At 48.1% G+C, this 25,294-nt stretch carries 19 protein-coding genes; 9 read left to right on the top strand and 10 right to left on the bottom strand.

What is annotated here, in order from left to right:
* The first annotated feature begins 6 nt into the window (after positions 1-6).
* The 6 genes from AC1XUF_RS16495 (at position 7) to AC1XUF_RS16470 (ending at position 8,903) form a co-directional block, all read left to right on the top strand.
* Positions 7-3,528: a molybdopterin-dependent oxidoreductase gene (locus tag AC1XUF_RS16495; protein WP_483342921.1), complete on the top strand. Its 3,522-nt coding sequence runs from the start codon at positions 7-9 to the stop codon at positions 3,526-3,528.
* A gap of 6 nt (positions 3,529-3,534) precedes the next feature.
* The gene (locus tag AC1XUF_RS16490) at positions 3,535-5,010 is read left to right on the top strand and encodes a rubredoxin (RefSeq protein WP_483342920.1); all 1,476 of its coding nucleotides are present in this window, start codon (positions 3,535-3,537) and stop codon (positions 5,008-5,010) included.
* Positions 5,007-5,528, top strand: coding sequence for a nitrate reductase associated protein (locus tag AC1XUF_RS16485; RefSeq protein WP_483342919.1), 522 nt, complete (start codon positions 5,007-5,009; stop codon positions 5,526-5,528). The genes AC1XUF_RS16490 and AC1XUF_RS16485 overlap by 4 nt, the downstream gene beginning before the upstream one ends.
* A gap of 272 nt (positions 5,529-5,800) precedes the next feature.
* Entirely contained in the window at positions 5,801-6,925 is a 1,125-nt protein-coding gene (locus AC1XUF_RS16480; protein ID WP_483342918.1) for an aldo/keto reductase, read from the top strand.
* A 131-nt stretch (positions 6,926-7,056) separates the two neighbouring features.
* On the top strand, positions 7,057-7,911 hold the full coding sequence (locus tag AC1XUF_RS16475; protein ID WP_483342917.1) for a phytanoyl-CoA dioxygenase family protein: 855 nt from the start codon (positions 7,057-7,059) through the stop codon (positions 7,909-7,911).
* Positions 7,912-7,922: 11 nt separating this feature from the next.
* Positions 7,923-8,903 (top strand): glycosyltransferase family 2 protein, encoded by a 981-nt coding sequence (locus tag AC1XUF_RS16470; protein ID WP_483342916.1) that lies wholly within the window; start codon positions 7,923-7,925, stop codon positions 8,901-8,903.
* A 15-nt stretch (positions 8,904-8,918) separates the two neighbouring features.
* Here the strand turns inward: AC1XUF_RS16470 and AC1XUF_RS16465 are convergent, their stop codons facing one another.
* From AC1XUF_RS16465 to AC1XUF_RS16430, 8 genes are all read right to left on the bottom strand, one after another.
* A complete protein-coding gene (locus AC1XUF_RS16465; protein ID WP_483342915.1) occupies positions 8,919-10,208 on the bottom strand; it encodes a hypothetical protein in 1,290 nt (429 codons plus the stop codon).
* Positions 10,195-10,779, bottom strand: coding sequence for an RNA polymerase sigma factor (locus AC1XUF_RS16460; RefSeq protein WP_483342914.1), 585 nt, complete (start codon positions 10,777-10,779; stop codon positions 10,195-10,197). Before AC1XUF_RS16460 ends, AC1XUF_RS16465 begins: the two co-directional genes overlap by 14 nt.
* 6 nt (positions 10,780-10,785) lie before the next feature.
* Positions 10,786-11,742 carry a hypothetical protein gene (locus tag AC1XUF_RS16455; protein ID WP_483342913.1) on the bottom strand — a complete coding sequence of 319 codons (957 nt, stop codon included), beginning with the start codon at positions 11,740-11,742 and terminating at the stop codon, positions 10,786-10,788.
* A 65-nt stretch (positions 11,743-11,807) separates the two neighbouring features.
* Entirely contained in the window at positions 11,808-12,425 is a 618-nt protein-coding gene (locus AC1XUF_RS16450) for a hypothetical protein (protein WP_483342912.1), read from the bottom strand.
* A gap of 106 nt (positions 12,426-12,531) precedes the next feature.
* The gene (locus AC1XUF_RS16445; RefSeq protein ID WP_483342911.1) at positions 12,532-13,017 is read right to left on the bottom strand and encodes a cytidine deaminase; all 486 of its coding nucleotides are present in this window, start codon (positions 13,015-13,017) and stop codon (positions 12,532-12,534) included.
* A 42-nt stretch (positions 13,018-13,059) separates the two neighbouring features.
* A complete protein-coding gene (locus AC1XUF_RS16440; protein ID WP_483342910.1) occupies positions 13,060-13,410 on the bottom strand; it encodes a hypothetical protein in 351 nt (116 codons plus the stop codon).
* A 150-nt stretch (positions 13,411-13,560) separates the two neighbouring features.
* Positions 13,561-14,325, bottom strand: a complete 765-nt coding sequence (locus tag AC1XUF_RS16435; RefSeq protein WP_483342909.1) for a LytR/AlgR family response regulator transcription factor — start codon at positions 14,323-14,325, stop codon at positions 13,561-13,563.
* Positions 14,322-15,437 (bottom strand): sensor histidine kinase, encoded by a 1,116-nt coding sequence (locus AC1XUF_RS16430; protein WP_483342908.1) that lies wholly within the window; start codon positions 15,435-15,437, stop codon positions 14,322-14,324. Before AC1XUF_RS16430 ends, AC1XUF_RS16435 begins: the two co-directional genes overlap by 4 nt.
* 356 nt (positions 15,438-15,793) lie before the next feature.
* On the opposite strand from AC1XUF_RS16430, the gene AC1XUF_RS16425 reads away from it, so the two are divergent.
* The 3 genes from AC1XUF_RS16425 (at position 15,794) to AC1XUF_RS16415 (ending at position 23,117) form a co-directional block, all read left to right on the top strand.
* Positions 15,794-18,178 (top strand): ABC transporter permease, encoded by a 2,385-nt coding sequence (locus AC1XUF_RS16425; RefSeq protein ID WP_483342907.1) that lies wholly within the window; start codon positions 15,794-15,796, stop codon positions 18,176-18,178.
* Positions 18,179-18,475: 297 nt separating this feature from the next.
* On the top strand, positions 18,476-21,634 hold the full coding sequence (locus tag AC1XUF_RS16420; protein WP_483342906.1) for a TonB-dependent receptor: 3,159 nt from the start codon (positions 18,476-18,478) through the stop codon (positions 21,632-21,634).
* Between the two features lie 127 nt (positions 21,635-21,761).
* Entirely contained in the window at positions 21,762-23,117 is a 1,356-nt protein-coding gene (locus AC1XUF_RS16415) for an alkaline phosphatase family protein (protein ID WP_483342905.1), read from the top strand.
* 194 nt (positions 23,118-23,311) lie between these two features.
* Here the strand turns inward: AC1XUF_RS16415 and AC1XUF_RS16410 are convergent, their stop codons facing one another.
* Together AC1XUF_RS16410 and AC1XUF_RS16405 are read right to left on the bottom strand one after the other, a co-directional pair.
* Complete coding sequence (locus AC1XUF_RS16410) at positions 23,312-24,778, bottom strand: Gfo/Idh/MocA family oxidoreductase (RefSeq protein WP_483342904.1); 1,467 nt, start codon at positions 24,776-24,778, stop codon at positions 23,312-23,314.
* A gap of 275 nt (positions 24,779-25,053) precedes the next feature.
* Complete coding sequence (locus AC1XUF_RS16405; RefSeq protein WP_483342903.1) at positions 25,054-25,293, bottom strand: DUF6364 family protein; 240 nt, start codon at positions 25,291-25,293, stop codon at positions 25,054-25,056.
* Between the last annotated feature and the right edge of the window lies 1 nt (position 25,294).

The raw sequence follows: 25,294 nt of genomic DNA, 5'->3' as shown, positions 1-25,294 counted from the left end.
TCCCCCATGAAAACCCCATCTACCTCCTTCAAATCAACCTGCTGCTACTGCGGCGTGGGGTGCGGCGTCGTGGTGACGAAGGAAGCGAATGGGCAGCTGAATCTGGAAGGGGACAAGGATCATCCTTCGAATAAAGGGATGCTCTGCTCGAAGGGGATGAACCTGCATTATACGGTGATGGATCAGTCGGACAGGCTGCTTTATCCGCAGATGCGGCTTGGCCGGTCGATGCCTTTGCAGCGGGTGAGCTGGGATGAGGCTTTGGAGAGGACTGCGGCGGTTTTCAAAACATTCATTAAAAAATATGGGCCGGATTCGGTGGCATTTTATGTTTCGGGACAATGCCTTACAGAGGAGTATTATCTTGTCAATAAGCTGATTAAAGGTTTTATCGGCTCCAATAACATCGATACCAACTCGCGGCTTTGCATGAGCTCCGCGGTGGTGGGATATAAAATGTCGCTGGGCGAAGACATTGTGCCGGTGACTTATGACGATATTGAATCGGCTGATGTTTTATACGTTACCGGCGCAAATCCGGCCTGGTGCCACCCGATTATCTGGCGGCGGGTGGAAGCGTACAAAGCCGCTAACCCGGATGTGAAAATCATTTGCGTCGATCCCAGAAAAACGGACACGGCCCGCTCATCTGACCTGCATTTACAGATCAACCCGGGGACAGACATTGTGCTGAACCACGCGATCGGCAGGTTATTGATCGAAAACGGGCTGATCGACATTGATTTTATTGCCGATCATACCGACGGTTTTGAAGCCTACCGGCAAAAAGTAATGCAGCGCAGCATTGCGGAAGCAGCCGAAATTTGCGGGATTCATTCAGAGGATATTGAACTTGCTGCCAGATGGATCGGCGAATCAAAAGGCTTTCTTTCATTCTGGACAATGGGTTTGAACCAGTCGGTGATCGGGGTGAATAAAAACCTTTCGCTGATCAACCTGCATTTGATTACCGGGAAAATTGGCAAGGCTGGTAATGGGCCGTTTTCGCTGACAGGCCAGCCCAATGCGATGGGCGGACGCGAAACAGGCGGGCTAGCCAACATGCTGCCGGGACATCGGGAAATTGTGAACCCGAAACACCGCCAGGAAATGGAAGCATTCTGGCAAACCCCGGTGAACATTGCCCCCAAACCCGGACTGACCGCGACCGAAATGTTTGAAGCATTGGCGGACGATAAACTAAAAGCCATCTGGATCATCAATACCAACCCGATGGTGAGCATGCCGGATGTGAATGCGACAGAAAGTGCTCTGAAAAAGGCGCGGTTTGTCGTAGTTCAGGACATTTCAACCCGGGCGGATACCGTGCAAATGGCCGATGTGGTACTACCTGCAGCCGCCTGGCTGGAAAAAGACGGCACGATGACGAATGCCGAAAGACGCATTACGTACCTACCAAAAGCATTGGATGCACCGGGTGAGGCCCTCCCCGATTCAGAAATTATCTGGCGTTTTGCGGAAAAAATGGGCTTTGGATATGCATTTAACTACCAAAACACTTCCGAAGTCTACGATGAATATGTCAAAAATACGGAAGATACCAATATTGACGTTTCAGGAGTTAGTCACGATTTATTGAAAGAGAAAAGAAGCATTCAGTGGCCTGCTCCTAAGAATTTTACCGAGGGTATTAGCTTACCAAAGCGACTTTTCGAAGACCATCAGTTTTATACCCCCAACAAAAAAGCCCAAATCCACGCAGTAGACGATGAAAATGCCTCGGAACCGACAGACCCGGAATTCCCGCTGGTGCTGACGACCGGCCGTATCCGCGACCAGTGGCACACCATGACCAAAACCGGCCGCGTCACAAAACTGAACAAACATATCCCCCAGCCTTTCCTGCAAATCCACCCGAATGATGCATCCAAAAGGAATTTGAATGATGGGCAGCTGGCTTTGGTCAAAGGCCGGCGTGGGGAAGTGCGGGTGAAGGTGCAGATTACGGAGGATGTGCGGCCGGGATTGTGTTTTTTACCGATGCATTGGGGCAAAATGCTGGGCAGTAACCTCAATCGCGCCAATAATCTGACCAATGCCCTGGTTGATCCGAAATCGAAGGAGCCGGATTTTAAATTTTCGGCGGTGGAGGTTTCGGTTTATCAAAAACCTTTTGAGAAAATCGTCATCATCGGCGCAGGATCTGCTGGCTTGGGTTTTATTAGTAAATACCGGAGCCTCAATCAGGACGATGAGATCCATGTTTTTTCCAAAGAAATTTACCCATTTTACAACCGCGTCATGCTGCCCGACTACATCAGCGGCGCGCAGAACTGGGAGCAACTCGTGAAGCTGCGGGAAGATCAGTTTGAAGAACATCACATTGCCGTCTACAAGGGAACCGGTATCGTCAACATTGACCGGAAAAACAAGACTGTGATCGATGATCGCGGCAATGAACATCATTACGACAAGCTGATCCTCGGCATGGGCAGCCGGGCTTTCATGCCAAAAGGCGTCCCGGATTTGAAGGGGATTTTCAACATGCGCTCCCGGCTGGATGCCGACGCGCTCCTCCCCTTTTTGCAGCAACCCGACCCCCACGCGGTGATCGCAGGCGGCGGCATTCTGGGGCTGGAACTGGCGGCGGCATTTCGCGAAATGAATGTGCGCGTGAGCGTCATCCAGCGCAGCGGCCGCCTGATGGAGCGCCAGCTCGACCCGCTCGCCAGCGAACTTTTGTACCAGGAACTCGCCGACCGTAACATTGACATTTACTTCAACGACGAGATCGCGACTTTCGACGGTTCCGAAAAAGTGGAAGGTATCAGGCTGAAATCAGGCCGGAAACTGGCTTGTCAGGCAGTCGTGATCGCGGCGGGGACGGTACCCAACATTCAGCTGGCGCAGGAAGCCGGACTTGCATGCAAGCGCGGAGTTACTGTCAATGATTACCTGCAAACTTCTGATCCTGACATATTTGCTGCGGGCGAAATTGCCGAGTGGAACGGACAAATGTGGGGTATCACGCTGGCCGCGGAGCAGCAAGCCGAGGCAATCGCGACTTATCTGGCCGGAGATATCGCTGCGCCATACCAGGGCAGCATTTCCATGAACATCCTGAAAATGGAAGGCGTGAATATGTGCAGTATGGGCCTGGTCGACGCGCCGGCAAATGATCCTGAATTTGAACAGATCGTTTTTACAGACAAGGCCAAGCGGTATTATAAAAAATGCATCATCCACCGCGACAAGCTGGTGGGGACGATTTTGATCGGGGATAAAAATGAATTTGCGGAGTTTAGAGCGCTGATTTCGGAAGGTACAGAGCTGTCGGAGAAGCGGTTGCAACTGCTGCGGTCTAGCCAGAAGGCGGAGCCAATGTTGGGGAAGCTGGTATGTTCCTGCAACCAGGTCGGCAGCGGGAATCTTGAAAATGCGATCGCGGCAGGCTGTCAGGATTTTACATTGTTATGTCAGAAAACCAGTGCCGGGACGGGGTGCGGCTCTTGCAGGCCGGAGGTCAGGTCGATTTTGGAAAAGATGAAGGAAACAGTGCTAATCTGAGCGGATATGCGGGATTATTATCATATCAAAATTAACCTGCCGGGTGGTATTGCGTCGCCGGGGTTTTTGAAAAAAGTATTGATGGCGGCAAGGGCAGCACAAGTCCGTAAAGTGAAGTTTGGCTCGCGCCAGCAAATGTTGATGACTGTGCACTACGAGGATATGCGTTTTCTTGAAGGTGATTTGAAGAAACTGAATGTGGGTTACGAGGTCAATACCGACCGTTTTCCGAACATCATCAGCTCTTATTGCGGCGAAGAAGTTTTCCGGACCGGGCAGTGGCTCAATGCCGGCGAGTATCATTCTATCCTGGATAACATTGATTTTCGGCCGCGATTGAAGATCAACATTTCTGATTCAAACCAGAGTTTTACGCCGTTTTTTACGGGTAACCTCAATTTTGTCAGCTCAAATGTGCCGCATTTCTGGTTTTTATATATCCGGCCAAAGCAAAGCAATGTTGTTTTCAAATGGAAAGACCTGATCTACACGAATGAAATCGGGCGGGTGGCGAAAGCGGTTGAAGATCAAATGCTTGATCAGCAAATCACAGATGAATCCGCTCTTTATCAATCGGTGAAAGAGAAGCTGCATTATGTTTCCCAACCGGCGACGCCTGATCTCGAACTTCCCTCCTTTTCGCTGCCGTATTATGAAGGTTTCAACCGGTACGAGTCGCGGACGTGGCTGGGACTTTACCGGCGCGACGAAGAATTTGCGATCGACTTTTTGCTGGACGTATGTTTGCTTTGTCTCAAAACCCGTATCGGCGAAATCTGCACCACGCCTTGGAAATCATTGATCATCAAAGGAATAGAAGATCAATACCGCGGTGAGTGGAGTGGCGTTCTCGGGAGGCACAACATCAATGTCAGGCACGCGGCAAATGAACTGGCCTGGCAGACGGAGGATTATCCGGGAGAGGGAAATGAGTTGAAAAACGGCCTAATCAGGCATTTTGAAAAAAACGATACGCGCACTTTTGGCCTTTGTTTTGGCATTCAGATGCGCAGTAAGTCGGAGGTTTTTGGTTCTGTTTTGATCAAAAAAAGAGATCTGGTCAAAATCGGCGAGCTTGGTTTGGTGAGCACATACGACCTTTATCATACCGAAAACTTCAACCCCAACAGCCGGAAATATGTGCTTTTTCAAAAAGGCCTGTTCCGCATTCACCTCGGCTGGCAGCTCGAACGCCTTTGCCGGAAATTCAGTAACCTGCGGACGCTGGAAAATCAGAAAGGTTTTTTGAATGAAAACATGGAGCAAGATCCAATTCCGGCTCCGACAAAAATCGTGCATCAATGTCCTGATTGTCTGACGGTTTACGATCCCGAATTTGGAGATATACGCCAAAATATCGCCGCCGGGACGCTTTTTGAAAATCTCCCGGAACATTACTGCTGTTCTACCTGCGAGAATGAAAAGTCAATGCTGCTGCCGGTAGAAATCGCTTTGTCAAATATGTTAACATCAACTATATGATTGCTGAAAATATTGAGATACAATCTGTTGCAACCGGAGAGGCCAACCTCCTGATCGTCGCACCGCGCTTCTTCGACTTTGAAAACGATTTTGTCGGCACCTTGAAATGCATCCCTATGATCGTCCGCTACAAGCTCGACATTTGCCGGATCAAATTGAAGCTATCGGACTGGGTAAAATTGGATTTTGAAGAAAAAGACAAGCTGGCGCAAATGGCTTGTTATGAATGCTTTGAAATCGAAAAGTATGCCAATTTCGTGAACGAAGTTGTTTGGAAATACACCGGCTCCTACCCTTCCATTTTGGCAGAACTCAATGACAGCTGGAATTATCTTGGCGAAGTACCGGAAGAAGTCAACCAAAAAGCCCGGGAATGGGAATGTCCCGAGATCACATTAAAACAATGGGCGAATCTGGACTTACTGGAAAGATTTGCTTTGGTGAAACTGAGCCGGTCGGGGCATGAGGGGAAGAATTTTCCGGCGGCGGTGCGAGAGTTCACTGCATGTGCATTGTGAAATAATAAAATAGTTTGACACGCAAAAAAACAGGAGGAGAAGTTTCGGCATACCGGCACAAATGCTATCTACAAATAATCACTTAGTTACATTATTTCTTTGAATAAAACCAGAAAAACCTGCACGCGGCCCTCCGCTCGTGAAGTCCCGGAAATTATTTTTTGATTATCGCCGGGCTTCAAGTAATATTGAAAATCGTCAGCAACATAGTATTGCTGGTTTTGACGATCTTCATTTTACAACAATCACGCTGAATTTACCCCGAAAAATATATGGCTAACTGGGTTAAGAACATACTTGGTAAACAGCCTGGTGGCGCACAGCCTGGTGGCGCACAGCCCGCTGGTCCTCAAAATCCCCCGCAAACCGGAACCGAAAACGCGATGAATTATCGTCTGCTCGGGAAATGCGGTCTCCGGGTTTCGGAGGTATGCCTGGGTACGATGACATTCGGTACCGACTGGGGCTGGGGTGCAGATAAGACTACGTCGAAGCAGATTTTTGACGCCTTCGTGAAGGCGGGAGGCAATTTTTTTGACACCGCCAACCGCTATACCAACGGTACCAGCGAGCAGTGGCTGGGCGAATTTATCAAGCCCGACCGTCACCGGCATGTAGTCGGCACCAAATATTCCTTGAAAGACCGCCCCGGCGACTTGAATTTTTCGGGTAACCATCGCAAAAACATGGTCCGCTCGCTGGAAGAAAGTCTGAAAAGGCTGGATACGGATTTTGTGGACATTCTCTGGCTGCACAGCTGGGATTTTACGACGGCACCAGAAGAAGTGCTGAGGGCGATGGATGATCTGGTACGCAGCGGGAAAGTGCTGCATCTGGGTATTTCCAATGCACCGGCCTGGGTAATCAGCCAGGCCAATACGCTGGCGGACTGGAAAGGTTTGAGCAAATTCGTGGCTATCCAGTTGGAATACAGCCTGATACAACGCGCCCCGGAGCGCGACCTGATTCCGATGGCGGAGGAACTGGGCATTTCGGTTACGGCTTGGGGAGGATTGGGAAATGGGGTGCTGACTGGTAAATATCTTGATGGGCAAACCGGTCGGTTAAGAGAAAATAGTCCCCGTTTTTCCGAAAGAAATAACCGGATTGCCACTGAAATAAAAGTACTTTCAGAAGAATTGGCTGTACCTGCATCGCAAATTGCGCTGGCTTGGATCATGCAGCAACGCTCGCCGGTGATCCCGGTGCTGGGGATCCGGAATGAAGCGCAGCTCGCTGATAATCTGGGTAGTCTTCACCTCACGCTAAACGAGGATGCCTTAAAACGACTGGATGCCATTTCTGCGATTGAGCTAGGTTACCCGCACGACTTGCTAGCTTCAACCGGCTCTCAAACAGACCTATACGCCGGACTCTACAATCGTTTAATGTTTTGATGAAATCGGTTAACTTGGAAAAAAACCTTAATATGATTTATATCAGTTTGGGAAAATTCTAATTAAACAACAATTACAGTACCTTTGAGGATCTATTAATCAGCCTTTAAAACAAAAATAGGAAAATACACATGGAGGATATTAGCTTGGCAAATGAAACGCACATTAACGGTACTGATCTAAAAAGTCAATATTTCAAGGATGGTTACATAGTGGTGCGCAACTTCTTCGCACCGGAGGAAATCAAAGCGATTTTCGACGAAGCACGCGGCGTTTTCGCATATCAAATAGAACGCGCAACTGGCAAGAAGGTCGATATTAACAATCAGGATGAATTTGAAGCCGGGATGTACGACTTCTTTCAAAAGGATTTTGACGCGTTTGTCAATACCGGAAAGCAGGTTCAACATCTGGTATCATTGCACAGACTTGGAACCGACGACCGGATCACCAAAGTTCTGCAAAGCATTGGTCTCGAATATCCGATCATAGCGGTTCGTCCGGCGATGATGTTCAATAGTCGCAATCTGGCTAAAAAGCAGGATTACTGGAAACTGGGCGCACACCAGGACTGGCGCGGCGGACAAGGCTCACTCGATAGCATAGTGATGTGGTTCCCGCTGGTGGATTGCGACACTGCTTTGGGCGGCCTGCAGGTTCTGCCAGGCAGCCACAAAAGAGGTTTATTTGCTGGTAGCGACGTCGATTATATCAGCAGCATTCAGGAAGAACTTCCTGAGGATGAATTCGTTCAGCTCGAACTGAAAGCCGGAGACATCCTGATTTTCTCAACATTCACGGTACACCGTTCGGGTACGAACGTTACCCCGCACATTCGCTGGACTTCGCAGTTCCGCTTTAACAACCTGGTAGAGAAAACTTTCGTAGACCGCGGCTTTCCTCTTCCTTATATTTATAAACCTACCCCGGAATTGCTGTTCCCCGGATTTCCGAAGCAAGAGGAAGTGGAAGAGGTTTTTAAATAAAACAAATCGTCATGATTCGAGTGAGTGTTTGCGTGATTACCTATAATCACGAAAAGTTCGTAGCTAAAATGCTGGATTCGCTGCTGATGCAAGAGACCACTTTTGACTATGAGATCGTTGTTGGTGACGACTGCTCCAAAGACAATACAGTGGGCATTCTCAAAGATTACGAGAAACGCTATCCCGGGAAAATCCGTTTATTATTACAAACCAAAAACTTGGGTCTGAATGGCAAGTACAATGCCCTTCAGACCTTTGCTATGGCCAAAGGTGAGTACATTGCGCAATTTGACGGGGACGATTACCTCACTTCCCCACATAAGCTGCAGAAACAGGTTGAAATGCTGGATGCCAATCCCCATTACTCGGCCAGCTTTCACAATGCCATGGTGATTTATGACGATAACTCGGCGCCCCCGCATCTGGTAAATACGTTAAAAAAAGCAGAAATCACTGAGGACGACCTGATTGGCGAGGATGAGCTGACCTTCATTGCGACTTCCAGCCTGATGTTCCGCCGGGAGGAATTCGAGAAGAATCCAGATCCGGAATGGACGAACTTATCGACGAGCGGCGATATCCCACGAAATATTATGTTCGCGAGCCGTGGGCCGATTGGCTACATCGACGAAGTGATGTCGGTTTATAGAAAAAACCGTGGTGGTGCAAGCTTCGCGGATAATCATTACAGCTCCGACTTTCTGTTTAACCGTATTCAGCTTTACTCTAATATCAACCGGCATTTCGATTATAAATACGATGCCCGGTTGCGGAAAAATATTGCTACTTATTATTACAAGTTGCTGTTTGCCAAGCAATACGAAAACAATTACTGGGCGAAACTGAAATTTGCGCTCAAATACCTTTACATGGGGAAGCCAGTGGGAGAGAGAAGAAAAGAAGTCATCAGAGACTTCGTCCTGCCCCCGTTCATGCGAAAAATTTACAGTTTCGTCGCGATCAGTACTTACAAATTAAGGTCTAAAACATAGCCGCTTTACACAATATCACGGCCGTTTTAGCTTTATGCCCAGTGAAATACCAACCCGGTAAGGTTGGTAGTAGAATGGATCACCGGCTCCCGAAGTCTTGATCGGGCTGAATTCCGCATAAGGTCCCACATGGAACTGTACCGCTCTGTTCACAACAAATTCCCGCCCGAAAGAAGCATTGATCCATCCGATTCCCGGCCCGGCCCTAAGTGCGTGGGAATATTCCAGGCCGGCGGATGCGAAATATTTGCGGTAGGAAGATCGTCCCCACTGAACTTCCTTGCTCACTCCTATTCCAAGCAGGTCCAGTTTTTTGTTTTCGCTTACAACTGTTCCCGGGCGTATAATCTTATAATCCTGCTGCCCTACCGATTGCACTACATACTCGTTCCCTGCTATTTCATAGGAATAAGTCTGGCGGAAAGTGCTGTAATTTAACAAAACCTGCAGTCCTCTCCTCTCAAATCCCGCACTCACCTTATAACCCAGGCTTTCGAGCGAAAAGACGGAAGGAAATTTGAAATTCTGAAAATTCTGGCCCATTGACTTGGGTATAGTTAAGATCTGGTACGTCTTAAGGCTTGCTACATTCAGCAACCAGCTTATCTGATTTGGATTTGTACGTATAACACGCTGTTGCAATTGTTCCGAAGCCCTGATAACAGGCAGGCCGACAGCCACTTGCCTGATTTGGACCGGTTCCACTTCCCTGATATCTGTTGTAAGAACCGGTTGAAAAGAAGCATGCTCAACATGATCATTCGCTGCAACATATTGGTTTTCGGCATGATCGATCGTTGCAGGTGTTTTTGCAGACCTTGCTGGCACAGGATCGTCAACTGCCGGATCATTACCCGATCGTTCCGAAGGTGGTTGTAACAACCCGGGATCGCTCAAACCGGCCCGGCCTTTCGATCCTTGTTCAAATGCCTCCAATACAGCCGGAACGACTTTCTGAATTTTCTTGCCGACAAGTACCTGATCCGGTGCAGCGAGTGCGACGCGGGGTGGTACCGGATTCATTTGTGCAGCTTTAACTTTGGCACCTGCGGTTTTAGCCTCTGCCTTACGGGCGTTCCTATGGCCTGTTTTTCCGGTCAGCAAGTGCTGGTCCATTTTTACGCCGGTAACGAAAAGCGCTATAAAAAAGATGGTAAGAAACAGGTACTTATAATTGCGCGGCTGTTTAAGACGCTCACGGATGAGGCCGTATGAAGACGGATTGGGCTGATCTTCAAAATTGTCAAACTTGCGTTTAAGGGCTGCCCGCAATGCCTCATTGAGTTGATCCTCAGAAGTTTTCATGATGCACGATCCCCTTTAATTCTAATTTCTTTAGTAACATATTCCGGCCTCTCATAAATTGTGACCTGGCCGTAGCGTCCGACATGGACAGCATCTCGCCGATCTCCACATGTGTGTATCCGTCGATCAAATGCAGGTTGATCACCGTCCTGTATTTGTCGGGCAGTGAATTGATCATGCCCAACAACTCCTCAATATTCAGCTGGTCCATCAGCTTCTCGTAGTCACCCGAATCCAGGTGTAATTCTGTATGATCCAGCGAGCTATGCAGCTCCTGCTCTTTTGTGGTGCGATGATAGTAATTAATCGCTGTCCTGATGACGATCGTTTTTACCCAGCTGTCCGCTGCTTCCGGGTTCATTAGCTCATGGATATGGCTAAAAATACGGATAAATGCTTCCTGGAAGATATCGTCTGCCTCCGCCCTCGTTTTGGCATACCGGAGACAGACCCCCGTAAGCCTGTTTTTGTACCGGTCATAAAATACAGTCTGCGCCGCTGGGTCCTGCTTTTGACAAGCACCTACCAGCTGGGTCAGATCTCTGTATTTGTTAGAGGTAAAAAACTTCATTCTTCTTTAAAAACTGATGTAATATCTCTTGTTCAACAGGTTTCCTTCTTTATCAAAAAACAATTCACACATTTCCGCATTGCCTTTGTTCCAAAGCCTTAAGTAGTAGCAAGAAACCCCGTCATATTCTCCTCGCCACTTGTCGAGTCCGGAGGTAACGTATTGGAAATTGGCCAGTTCGGGAGAGTTATCCAGGTGCTGCTGGACAGCCGCAGGCAATGTTTCGACATTGGTGATCTGATCATCCGGAAAAGGTTGGTTAAATTCCCTGCTCACCCATTTCAGGGCACCTTTTTCGTCGAACAGCATGTATCCCAGGTAGTCTTTACCACTCCTGTTGAAAAGCACCTGCAGCCAGTATTGCTTTTCGTAATTCAACCTGACCCTGACTTCCCCGTATTGGAACGACAGTTCTTTTTTCGCAGCCAGGTAGTCCTGTATCTCTTTGGGGTAAAAGGCCAGGCTCTGGGCTGGAATTTTATATTTGTTAAGCTCAAAAGTTGCATTGGTCGGGGTATAAACCGCACCATTATACCTAAGCCAGTCAAATGCAAAATCAAGCGAATTCAATTTATAAATCAACCGGTTACGCCGCTGAACACCGGTATAATAATCGACATCTTCCGAATTGCCCGAAAATGTCCCGCCGGTGAAGGATGTCTTTGAAAGCAGATCATTCAACAGCGGCGGTATGGAGTCTGGGTTGGCCCTGAATGTTTCCCACATTTTGGTTTGATCCACCAGAGAGGTATAGCTGTCAGTGCCCGAATGAAAGCCCACTTCCCATATTTTACTGGTTAAAATGGTTTTGAATACCAGGTCCTTTGCGCTGGGAAACCTTCCTTTCACGACCTGGATCGCCGCTGTCGGTTCTTCGTCCGGATCTACCGGATCCAGAACATTGACCTGGTTACAGGATAATGCCCACAAGATGACAGAAATGATCAGGGCCTTGGTTCTCATTAAAAACTACTCTGATTAGATATAACAGGACAAGCGGTTCCACGCGGGGTAACAGCAATCTGCACTCAAAATACAACAAACTTCCTAATATGTCGCTGGTTCGGATCAATGTAGTAAGCCCACATCGGCTTTAACTCGACCACATAATCCTCATAAATAAATGTCATGCTCGGAGGTATTGCGGCATTCTTTGCTTCCTCGTAGTTTCCGGTAAGGTTGAATTTCCCCTTATCCATATAACCTGTTTTACCGGCCGGTATAAAAGGAAAGTAGCTGGAATTTCCACGCGTCTCCACCACGATGGTTCCCTGGGCGTCGTCCCAATGATAATCCATATTGGCTGGCAGCATTATTTTAGTATTGAGGCTGAAAGTTTTGGCAGGAGCGGGAAATTGGGGATCCGAGACTGGATTACCGCCATAGAACAAAATCGTCCCCTCAAAGAAAGTCAGATAAGCCGCATTCCGGTAGATTTCCATGATGTTATCGGAGAGCAAATCAGTCGTATCGGTTCCTTTTACCTGATAAGCCCTGGAAACATAAAAAGGAAAACCCCGCATGAGCGAATCGACCAGCTGTTTATTTAATTCTTTGGTTTCCTGCTTACCAACATTCTCTTTTGAACAGGAAATGAACAATAAGGCGCTTAACAGAATAACGGAAACGGTTGACAGTCTTTTCATGAATGTGCCAGGTTAGATCGCCGGGAAAAAGTTGCTTTCCCTTCAAAACATACTGACACGAACTCAAAATCCGTCCGTTGCATTCTGGCATAAAATATTTGAAAATTTACAAGTCGGCGGCTGAGAAAGCCAGAGGGAGCAGATTGGCCGAATTTTCGAGCAGTATGACCCTGCCTGATGCGCTGCTTAAAACGACTTTAATGGGATCCTGTTGCCTATCTGAGACTTCCAGCAGGCTCTGGCGGCAGATGCCGCAGGGAGATAGTATAGGATCGGGACCGATATCCGAGACAGCATTCTTGTAAGCGATAGCCACTGCCGAAACCTTTTCGAGCGGAAATAGAGAGGATGCGGTGGATAATGCAACGCGTTCGGCACAGATCCCTGCGGGAAAAGAGGCATTTTCCTGATTGCTTCCCTTTACGATCTCGCCATTGGCCAGCAAAAGCGCTGCCCCGACGTGAAAACGGGAATAAGGTGCGTAAGAAAGTGTAAGCGCCTCTCTCGCGGCATGCAGAAGCACCTGAAGCGGTCCTTCCAGATTCTGCTCATGATCAAATAACTCGTACTCGAAAGAAACCTGTAACTTCATCAGTGTCGCTTACCTTCTGTCTCCAAACCGATATGGACGACGTTACCGCAATCTAATGCGTTTTACGGACAACTGTAATAAATTCAACCCAGTTTTTCTGCATGGCAGACAGATTCCCGCCTTTTGTTTACCGACGGGCTCTGCCACTGCTTTTTCTTTCACGTAACGGTCTCTCCGGCAATTAGCGATGAATAATTTCAAAGTCTGCCCGGTCTCTTTAATTAAAATCTTATTCATATTGTATTCCGAGAGGCCCAGCTCCTCGGATACGTCCTTGATTGTGAATTTCCTTCCCAGCTTCACCTGTTTTACAATGTAGGACTGGATCTGATTCAGCGTTGAATCGCCCAGTTCGGAAGATTTCGGGTTTTGAGGCTTGTCGATGAGTTGCATGCGCATTTAACTTTAAATAAAAACTTACTGGTCCCAAAGTAAACCGGAAGTATTTTTATATAAAATCAAAGTCGCCGAATGGCCCGTTTTCGACTGCGAAATGCCCTAATTCATGGAAGACAATCCAAACAGGCATGTCCTCAAAAGCCATTATTTGCCCAGCCACTGCTTAAAATCCGAAATGCGGTCGGTACTTACATATACGTCCAGCTGGGGGGGCGGAGACAATTCCAGCTTAAGGCGACCCGCCGACAACGCGTTAATGGAACGAATGCTGTTCATGGAAATGATCAGCGACCGGTTGATCCGGAAAAACAGGGAAGGATCGAGTAACTGAAACAGCTTGTCCAGGCTGTAATCCAAAGCCAGATGTTTGCCGTCAAAAGTCCTGAGAAAAGTAGCCTTTTGCTCCACCATAAAATAGGCAATATCGATCGTTTTGATGCTGAACATTTTGGTGCCGGCCGTTGCCAGAAACCTTTCCTTAAATACCTCCTGGCTGCCGGAAGTCCGGAGCATCGCCATCAATGCACCAAAATCCGGCGTGGCCTTGTGATGCAGGCTTTTGAACTTGTCCAGCGTGGTGGCCAGCTCAGCGGGATCAACCGGTTTCAACAGATAACCAACCCCGTTTGCCTTGAAAGCCCTGACCGCATATTCACTGTAAGCGGTTGTAAAGATGATCGGAACGGTGAGTTCCAGATCGTCGATAATCTTAAAACCAAGGTCATCTTCCAGGTGCAGGTCCAAAAAAATCAGGTCGGGGATAACATGGCTCCGGTCTTCCAGCCAATGGATGCTCTCTCGGGCTGAGGGGATTTTTGCCAAAACCCTGATATCCGGATTGTACCGGCTGAGCAGGGTCTGCAACCGGGTCGCACTCAGTGCTTCATCTTCTATGATTAAGACATTCATGGGAGGAGAGGAATTTTTACGGCAAACTGGCTTTGTTCGGCCAGGATCAAAACGGGTTTGTTGACCAGGAGCTTATAACGGTCCACGATGTTCTGCAGGCCTAACCGGGTAGAAGGCTCCGATAACTGCCTGCTGCGCACCGGATTGCTCACCACCAGAAAATCCCCATCTCGAACAATGGTGATCACCAGCGGGTTACTGGAAGACATTTGATTGTGCTTCACCGCATTTTCTATCAGCAATTGCAGCGACAAGGGCACAATCGAGTATTGGTCTATCTCGTTTTTCGAGATCTGAATGTCCAGGCGGATCTTGTCTTCAAACCTGGTTTTCAACAAAAACATATAAGTTTCCAGGAACTCGATTTCCGTTCTCAATTTAATGAGTTCAAAATCAGATTGTTCCAGAATGTATCTATAGGCCTTTGAAAGCCGGTTCACAAACTCAACAGACAATTCCTGATTGGTTTCGATCAGGGTAGACAGCACGCTGAAATTATTAAAAAGAAAATGAGGGCTCACCTGGTTTTTTAAAGCGCTGAAATGTGCCTTGATATTCTCCTTTTCGAGTCGCTCCTCGTTGACATGTACCTGTTGAAGCTTTTGGTTTGCCCTTTTATTGGAAGCGAGATAATAGGCGCCCATCAATGCAAGCACGGTGATGGCGGTATTTGCCCTTCGGCGGTGCAGCCTGTTGGAGTCGACCACAACCGGCGCCCACTCAAAGGGCTGGTTTTCCCAGATCGCCTCCATATAATGCCATAAGATCCGAAAGCTGGCATTGAACATCACGGCCAGCCCAAATGCGATAATCAGTGTGAAGAGCTGGTTGACGAATTTGAACTCGTCGACAAACTCTTCTCCCAACAGCCCGGAGATATACTGCTGAAGCAGCTCTATGACATGGATCCACAGGGTAAACAAGCTCACACTCACGATCAATTCGATCGCCCAAAGCGGCAGGCGATGGAAGAACTCGTACGCGTCGATTGTCAGGACGTTCATGTATATACGGAGCGGCAGGTACATCAACGCAAACCCAAAGCCAAGTTTCCATTTTTGAGGGGTGGTGAGCTTATCAGCGGATTTTGATAACGGGGCGGACTGGATCATATATTCAAAAATATATAAAGTAAAACTGAGAACCTATATCATGTCAATTGGCTGCATTCCCGTTTTTCCCCCAGCTACTGGTAGCTTTTGCGTGTCTTTGACGGCATGTCTGAAAACTTACACCGTGTTAGCTTTATGAAAGACCTGAAATTTCCGCTGCCCACATTTCTGACGATTATTTTCGCGGACACCCTGCTCCTATGACGGGAACTTATGCCACCAGCAAAGAAGCGTATGACCGGCTCATTTGAGCGAGGACAACCTAAAACGGGCCGAAAAAACTGCGATCTGAAACGAAAACACGATTTAGCGCGTAAATTTCTATATTCGTTATTTGTAACCCTCGACCTGCTCCCATGCTTAAGACCTATCTCCATATCGCTTTCCGTTCTTTGTGGAAAGAGAAGACATTTTCTGCAATCAGTATAGCTGGTCTGGCTGCGGGCGTTGCTGTTTCAATTCTGATCATACAGTTTGTGATGCACGAATGGAGTTACGATTCTTTTCATCAAAACGGGAAGCTCATATACCGGGTATTGGCTGTTAATGGTAAAGACGGCAGCAATGGCATCCACATTTTTTCGTCGAAACTCGGGCCACAGCTGGCGAAGGAAAATCCTGAAATTGCAAATATCACACGGATCCAGCGCGACTGGTCGGCGATCATCAAAAATCCTGACAGGCCTTCCCTTATTAACATCGAACGCGGCGGGCTCATCGTCGATCCTTCGTTCCTAAAGGTTTTCTCCTTTCCATTGAAATCCGGGAGTGCTGAAAGCGCTCTGGAACAGCCTTATACGATGGTGATTTCCGAAAAGATGGCTGAGAAATATTTCGGGAATGTGAACCCGATCGGTAAAAAGATCAGCTACAATACCGAACATTTGTTTGAAGTAACTGGCGTCGCGGCCCAACTTCCCACCAATTCTACGATTTCGTTCGACTTTCTGATCCCGGTTGAGACTTATCGGAAAATCAATGCTTTCGGGTACGAAAATCTGCCCAGTTTTGAAACTTACCTGCTGCTTGGTAACAACCGGGCTGTCAACAGGATTGAAAAAAATATAAAGCCGGCCAACAAGCTGATCCATGCCTTTATGTACAACGAGGCAGACCGGTACAGGCTGGAGCCGATGAGCGAATTGCGCTTTGATGGTACAGCTACTTCCAATCACGAGATCAGTAAAAAAGTTATCTATCTATTTTCGGGTATTGCAGGTTTGATACTTGCGCTGGCTTTGTTCAACTACATCAATCTGGCGACCGCGCGGGCAACGATCCGGGCCAAAGAAGTGGGTGTCAGGAAATCAGTGGGCGCTAACCGTTTGAACCTGATCAAACAATTTTTTACAGAATCGGTACTCGTTACTTTTCTTTCTTTCCTGCTTGGCGCGGCTATGGTGCTGTTTTTCCGGGAAAGATTCAATTTGCTTTTTGATTTAAAAATCGACGGCTCCTTTCTGCTGAGCAGCGAATTCATTGCGGTTATGCTGGGCTTGCTTGCTGCAACCGCATTTCTGGCGGGCATTTACCCGGCCCTCGTGATATCCCGCTTTTCGCCTGTAAAAGTATTGAGAGGAAATTATGCAGGCAAAAATCAGGGTGCGGCCTTACGAAGGACTTTTATGGTATTCCAATTCACGGTCTCGGCCACATTGGTCTTATGCAGCCTGGTTATCTGGCAACAAACTGCCTATCTGAGTAAAAAAGACCTGGGTTTTAACAAGGATCAGGTGCTCAACCTGCGGCTCGGCAGCACCGTTTCACAAAAAAGCCAGAGCTTCAGACAGGACGTCGCGGCGCTCGCCGGAATGGAAAATGTAAGTTTGTCCAATACGGCTTTTTTTGAAGGGTATAGCATGCGAAAGTTCAAAAGCCAGATCAACCCAAAACCAATGGACGTAGCCAACTTTGAGGCGGATGATCATTTTGTACAAAACCTGGGGTTAAAGTGGAAGGTAGCACCCCATGAAAACGCATTGACAAACAATCGGGGATTTTACTTAACGGTTAATGAAACAGCCGTAAACGAAATGGGCTACACGAATGACAATATCATCGGGCAAGCTATCTATTCCGAAGACGGTTCCACTTACGGAACTGTGGCAGGGATCATCGGGGATTTTGATATGGTCGGCCCGCAATACAAAATGCCGCCGATGCTTTTTATGGTCAGGAAACCAACAGTGTCGTCCGATAATTTTTTCTTCATGCAAATCCGTCTTAACCCAAAAGACGACATTCAGGACAAGCTTGCCGCATTAGAAGACCTGTACAGAAAATATGATAAGGATACGCCGTTCCAATACTCATTTTTAGATGATAGTTTTCAGAAAGCCTTCCAATCCCAGACCAGGATTTCCGGCCTGATCAGGATCTTCACGTGCATTGCAGTGCTATTGGCATGCCTGGGATTACTGGGGCTGGTTACCTTCATGGGCCATACTCGAAAAAAAGAAATCAGCGTCCGCAAAGTAATGGGTGCCAGTGTGCTCAATATTTTCTCCATGTTATCTAAGGATTTCATCATCCTGGTTTCCATTTCGCTCCTGATTGCGTTTCCTCTTGCCTATTATGCAATGGATCAATGGCTGGGAAGCTTTCCATACCGCGTCGCAATCGGCTGGCCTGTGTTCGCATTTGGCGCGATTCTGACCATTTTCATTGCACTTTTCACGATCAGTTTACAGGGCATCAAGGCTGCGCTGACCAATCCTGTTGAGGCATTGCGGGCAGACTAGTCCATTAAAAACCGATTAAATTAACCCAAGGTTAACCCTCACGTAACAGCCCCGTCACATTGCCGACCTACATTTGTGGCCGACAAAACGGGGTAGTACAACCGTGACTGGCCAGTTGCGTATATCGCTTTGCGGTAACATTTCTTCGTGTCAGGGATTGACAGGCGCCTCAATCCATCCGGCACGTCCAATCAAAGATCCATTATTCCATAGCAAACAGAAATCGCTACCACGGCTTCGTCAAGCATGATTTGCCCTGCGCATTTCACGAATACCCATTAAACGAACGAACAGAAAATGATGAAATCAATTACGAACTGCCTTGTGCTTTGCACAATGCTCATGCTCTCTGCTGCCTTTACTTACGGGCAGGGGAATGAAGCGTCCGTCATCGGGAAAGTGACGGAACCCAAAGTCGGCCCGATCATTGGGGCCACGGTTTTTGTCAGAAATGAATCAACCGGCTTTCAGGCAGGGACGGTTACCGATGCAAACGGCGACTATATCATCAAGCAACTTCCATTAGGGTCTCCCTACTCCATCACGGTTTCCTATGTAGGTTATGGTGAGCAGAAAAAAACAGGTTATTCGTTAAACCAGGGCGACCAGCTCCGTTTGAACTTTGAAATAGAAACCAGCTCACTAGAACTCAACGCCGTTGACATTAAAGCCAACTCGCTCAGAAACACGGTAGTGTCGCTTGGCGCGTCTACCCCGGTCACCGCGCGGGATATTGCGCGGCTACCGGTGAACGGACGTAACTTTACCTCGCTGATCGACCTCTCGCCCCTCAGCAACGGGAGCAGCCTGGGTGGCCAGCTCGCTTCATCGACCAATTACACGATCGACGGAATGACCTCCCGGGGCACCATTGCCGGAGGGGGTACGTCTGGTGCCTATTCGATTTCTATGGAGGCGATCCGGGAATTTAAAGTGGTTACCAACGAATACGATGTGACCAATGGCCGCGCAGGCGGGGGAACTATCAGCACTGTAACCAAATCCGGGACTAACCAGCTTTCAGGAAGCGCATTTACTTACGGAAGAACAAACTGGCTTTCAAGCCCTTATGATTTGAGAGGAAACAAAAGAAAGCAAGAGTTTTCCACATATCAATACGGGTTCTCGCTGGGCGGGCCGATCGTCAAAGACAAAGCGCACTTCTTCGTGGCATGGGATCATCAGGCCGATTCCCGCCCGCTTTACATTGCCAACATACTCTCGCCAGCCGACGAGGCTGCCAACCGGGTTACCAATGCGACACTAGAGAAATTCTCCGAAATCGCGCGAACGAAATACGGAATGTCCAATAAGCAGCAATACGGTGCTTTTGACAAGAAAAAAGGTACAGACGCCATCTTCGCGCGTGTAGACTGGCAGCTTAATTCGAAAAACCTCCTGACAATTCGTAACAATATGGTGATCGAAGACGACGGCCTGTCAGAAGGCGATAACTCAGGGATCAATTTTTACGAATCTTATATCAATCGCAAGAAGTTCGACAATAGTTTAATGGCTTCCCTGCGTTCGATTTTAAGCCCGAAAATTACCAACGAATTGAAATTTCAGCATTTCTATGAGGATGTGGCAGTAATTCCAAGCGACGAGTTACCCTCTGCGAGCATTCCCCGTGCGATTGTTGAAAACGTAGAATCCGTGTCGGGAAGCGCAACATACCTCAACTCGATCCAAATCGGCGGGCAGCGTTTTGCGCCGGAATGGTTCAAGGGAACGGTACTGCAAATGGTCGACAATTTCTACTACAATACCGGAAAATTCAACTTCACTTTCGGCGTCGACCTGATGTACAACCGCATGCATTCGCGTTATGGAAGTGAAATGAACGGGCGTTTTTATTTCACCGGCATGGATAATTTCAACAACCTAAAACCCTATCGGTATGCCCGGGAAATCAATCTGCGCGATGATCCAAGTACCATCGTGAATTCGCTGAGCACCGGCTTATATGCCCAAATGGAAACCAAATTGGCCATCAGACTCGAAATGATGGCTGGCCTTCGCCTGGACCATACCAAGTATCTCAATAAAGCCAACTACACACCTATCGTCGATACTGAGCTGGGCATACGCACCGACAACAGCATTAACACGCTCCAATTGCAGCCCCGCGTCCAGTTCACCTGGGATGCCAACGAGCAGGGTAAGGACGTAGTACGTTTTGGCGCAGGGATTTTTGGTTCTGCACTCAACCCTTATTCGATGGTTAACAACATGTTATTTGACGGAACCCGTGTTGCTTCTGTGGAAATTCAGGGAAACCTGGTACCCACGCCCGATTTTATAGGCTACCGCAAAGACCCTTCAACTGCCCCTGGCGCGGAACTGTTCAACACACCCGGTATCGAGCGGCTGATCACCATCAACACCAACAGCCCGGATGCAAAAGTACCGGTAGTTTACAAAACGAACATCTCTTACAACCACTTCTTCAATGACCGTCTGCGTGTGGGTATCAGCGGCTATGCTTCCTGGGCAAGAAACAATTATATGTATGTAGACCGCAATATGGTAGATGATCCTTATTTCAGGATTGCAGCTGAAGCGAACCGCGGCGTGTATGTACCCGCCTCAACGATCAATGCGGCAAACGGCGCTACCAACTGGCTCAACAGCCGCAAAACCAATAAGGTAGGACGCGTACTGGAATTGATCAGTGACGGCAAAAAGAACCAGTATTCATTTGTCATTGACGGTACTTACCGCTATTTCAAGGACGGGCAGGTTACAGCATCTTATACCTGGAACGATGCAAAGGACAACACTTCGTACAACGGAAACGTGGCCAACACGGCGACGCTGGATCAAATGGTCATCGATGATCCGCGTGACCTGAGCAAAATGAGCTACGCCAATAATCAGTTCCGCCAAAAAGTCGTGCTTTACGGTACCGCACCTAGCTTCTGGGGCATTACGGTAGGTTTGCGCTACTCGGGAATCGGCGGAACGCGTTATTCTCTGGCGGTGAGCGGTAACATGAACGGCGACTTTGTGTCCTCCAACGACCTGCCGTTTGTGTATGATCCTGCCAACCCTGCAACTCCCGAGTATCTGCGTACCGGCATCCAGGCTATCCTGGATAACCCCGAGGCCGAGGATCATATCAAGACCTACATTCGGGAGAATATCGGTAAAACAGCGGAGCGAAATGGTGGTATCAATGATTTCTACGGGGTTTTTGATCTGCGTCTTGGCAAAAAATTCAAGATCTATAAAAACCAGGGCATCGAAGCTTCTGTTGACATATTCAACCTGGCTAACCTCTTGAATAAAGATTGGGGGGTTGGGTATAACCTCGGCAAGCAGAACCTTTATACGATCAAAAGTTTTGACAAAGCCAAAGAGCAGTTTGTTTACAATGTGAACAAAGGCGCAGGCGTCTCAACGCTGAACGGCAATCCTTATCAGATCCAGCTAGGATTGCGGTATTCGTTTTAATTGAGGCTCAGATCAAAACCGAATTACCAGATTCATAACAATCAAAAATATCGCAGCACTAAGCGGACTGTGCCACCGGATGGCCCCGTCCGCTCAATGCTACAAGCAAAAACCTTAATCATTAGAAATGAAAAAACTATTAACCGTTTCACTTTTCGCCTTTTTACCATTGCTGCCCGTCAGCCGCTTGCAAGCCCAGGATTCTCATGTGATCCTGATCAGCATCGACGGCCTCCGGCCGGAGTTTTATAAAGATCCGACCTGGCCCATGGTAAACCTCCGGCAGGCCATGGAAACAGGCTCCTATGCCGATGGCGTTACGGGTGTATTCCCAACGGTGACTTACCCTTCGCATACCACCATGATCACCGGTGTGAAGCCCATCAAGCACGGCGTTTATTACAATACCCCTCCTGAACCATTAGAAATCACCGGCAAATGGATCTGGGACTATAAAACCATTAAAGTGCCGACCATTTTCAGTGCGGCGAAAGACAAAGGCTTAAAAACGGCTTCTGTCTTCTGGCCGGTGTCTTTTGGCGGCCCGGCCGATTACAATATCCCCGAATACTGGTATTTGCCTAAAACCAAAGGCGGTAAACGGGATATGCTGAATGCATTGACCGAAAACTCTTTTCCCAAAGGTTTCTTTGAAGAAGTTCAGCTAAACTCAATCGGCAAGCTGGAAGAAATTGATTTTGACGGCGATTACCTCGGCATCGACGACAACTTGTCCCGGGCCAGCGGATACATTATCCGCAAATACAAACCTTCTTTCCTGGCTGTACACTTGGTGGCTGTGGACCATTTCGAGCACGAACAGGGCCGCGACGGTGATAAAGTAAGAGCAGCGCTTTCCAGCGTCGACAGGGGTATTAAGGCAATTATCGAAGCGGTTGAAAAAGCCGGTATCAAGGATAAAACTACCTTCATTGTGACGGGCGACCATGGGTTTGTAAACATCCATGCATCCCTGGCCCCTAATATTCTGCTGGCACAGGCGGGGCTTTATGATCCCAACAACAAAGAAAACTGGAAGGCCTACTTTCATGCTTCCGCCGGGTCGTCTTTCCTGCATTTGAAAGATCCGAAAGATGGAAAGACTTTGGAAAAAGTAAAACAGTTACTGGAGAAACTTCCGGCATCGCAGAAAAGCATGTTTGAGGTTAAAGACCGCGCTGCATTGGACGCCGTTGGTGCTGATCCAAACGCTGCATTGGCATTGGCGCCGAAACAAGGCTTTACGTTCGGCAGTGCTGCCACCGGGGATTTTATCCGCCCGGCAAGTGGGGGTACCCACGGTTTTTTTCCTGATAGCAAGGAGATACAAACAGGCTTTGTTGTCTTTGGGAACGGGATTAAAAAAGGCGTGGTAATTCCGGAAATGGGTTTGCAGGACATCGCCCCACTGATCGCAAAATTATTGAAGATCGATTTCCCAACTGCCGACGGAACGTTATACCCCGGTCTATTGGCGAAATAATAGGTGTAAATTCCGGCGAGCCAAAGGCGAGCTGGCGCAAAAGTCCCCTTCGTGCCACCTGATTCGCAGGCCTCCGGCCGGTCAAGACATGCAGTACGTGATTACTAAAAGGCCTCCGGCCGATAGGCATTGTGCCTGTCGGCCGGAGGCCTTCAAATAGTCCGTTCGAACCGGGAGGTTCGGACCAGCTACTGCTACACCCCAAGACTCCATCCCTCGCGGTAATTGCGACGAACGAATTGGTTAACTTCATCGTAATTGGTAACCTTCATATTCTGAGCATCCCAAAGCATTTTCATGTTGCTGCCCGGATAGGTAAACCCTTTTCCATCTTCCCTGGCTTTTGGCATGTCAGCGCCGCGGATCGCAAGGTTAGCGCCCAGGATCGCTTCGGTCAGCGGGCCAGCCAGTTCAAATGGTGAACTCAATTCCATTTTTCCGTAACCTGCAATACATCCTTCCACCCACTGTGCATAGTGGCCGTCCGCACTTCCTGGTACGCGGGCAAATTTCTGTTTTACCTTCACTTCCTGCATACGCGAAAGCGGCAGCAGACGGGGATTGGCAGCATATTCGCTGGCCATCATCTTGCCTTTTGAGCCCACAAACAAAATGCCGCTGTTGCCGTCGCCGAACAATTCGTTCGGACCAAGCTCCTCAGGGCGCTCAGGTTTGATACCGCCATCCATCCAGTGCATGATCACCGGACCTTTTGTTTTGGGTGTTTTAGGGAAAGTCAAGGTGGCATGGCTTGACGGAGGGCAGCTGTCGGGGAAAATTCCTCTTTTACCAAAAGCGGTAAACACACTGCCCACACTTGCCTGCATGTCGATGGCATATTTAAGGCCCAATACACGGAACGGTGCCTCCATCAGGTGACAACCCAGGTCACCCAAAGCACCTGTTCCGTAATCCCACCAGCCTCTCCAGCTTCCGGGGATCAGGTTGTCTACGTAATCTTTTTTAGGGGCTGTTCCTAGCCATAAATCCCAGTCCAGTTCTTTGGGTACCGCCGGCTTATCTGTAGGCCAGGGAATACCTTGTGGCCAGATTGGTCTGTTGGTCCAGATAAATACTTCGTTCACGTCGCCGATGATATCTGCGTCGTACCATTCATGCAATTGCCTCACACCGTCGCCCGATGACCCCTGGTTGCCCATTTGGGTCACTACCTTATATTTGGCGGCAGCTTCGGTGAGTTTACGGGCTTCATAGATATCGTGCGTCATTGGTTTTTGCACGTAAACGTGTTTCCCAAGCTGCATTGCGGCCATCGCCACTACGGCGTGGGTATGATCGGGCGTTGAAACCGACACCGCATCAAAATTTTTGGATTCCTTCCCAAACATTTCCCGCCAATCTTTGTAGTACTTGGCTTTGGGGAAACTTTCGCGGCTTGTAACTGCTCTTCTGTCGTCTACATCGCACAAATAACCAATATCTGCCTTGCCACTTTTAAAGAAGTTGGCAAGATCCGAGGTTCCTTTTCCACCTACACCTACGCCCGCAACTGTAAGCTTGTCACTGGGTGCCAAAAAGCCTTTTCCTCCCAGCACATGGCGGGGAACGATCATGAATCCTGCTGCCGTAGCGGCCGATGCCTTGATGAAGTCCCTTCTGGAAGAAGCGGATGTCTCAGCATTTGTAATCTTTTCTTGCATAGAACGGTTTGGGTTTAATTGAGAATCAGGCCTGAGCTAAGTGAAAGTAATTTTTACTTTGTTAAGCAGCCTGTCGTCCTTATTTACTCGAAAAATCAAAATAGGGACTATTATTGTCCTATAAATAATCCCATAAAAGTCTGCCGCCCGCCCGCGAACTTTTATGGGATCATACAGTTTGCATCACCCCAAGGCTTATGCCTTGGGGTCCCGACTCAGGAAATAATGGGGCAAAAACTGGATCAAGAATCACATCGGGATCATCAATATTCCAGTCACCAGTTATAGATATTTATGTGAAAGGTCCTTTTCTCTGTCTTGTGGTCAAAATCTCTGGGTGCCTTAAAAGAGCCTCTTAACGATTCAGCAAGAGGTGTAATTTCAATATCATCCTCTTGATTGTCATTCGTAATAATTTTCAAATCATTCTCTATCCAATCAGATAAGCTCCGCTCTTGATCCTTTACATACTTCTTCGTCTTCTCTATAACAGTTTGTTCGATCGTCAGCTTCACA

The organism is Dyadobacter sp. HNCC25DJ185, from assembly GCF_056895195.1.
The sequence above is the reverse complement of the archived record's forward strand: the minus strand, read 5'-3'. Positions and strand labels throughout refer to the sequence as shown.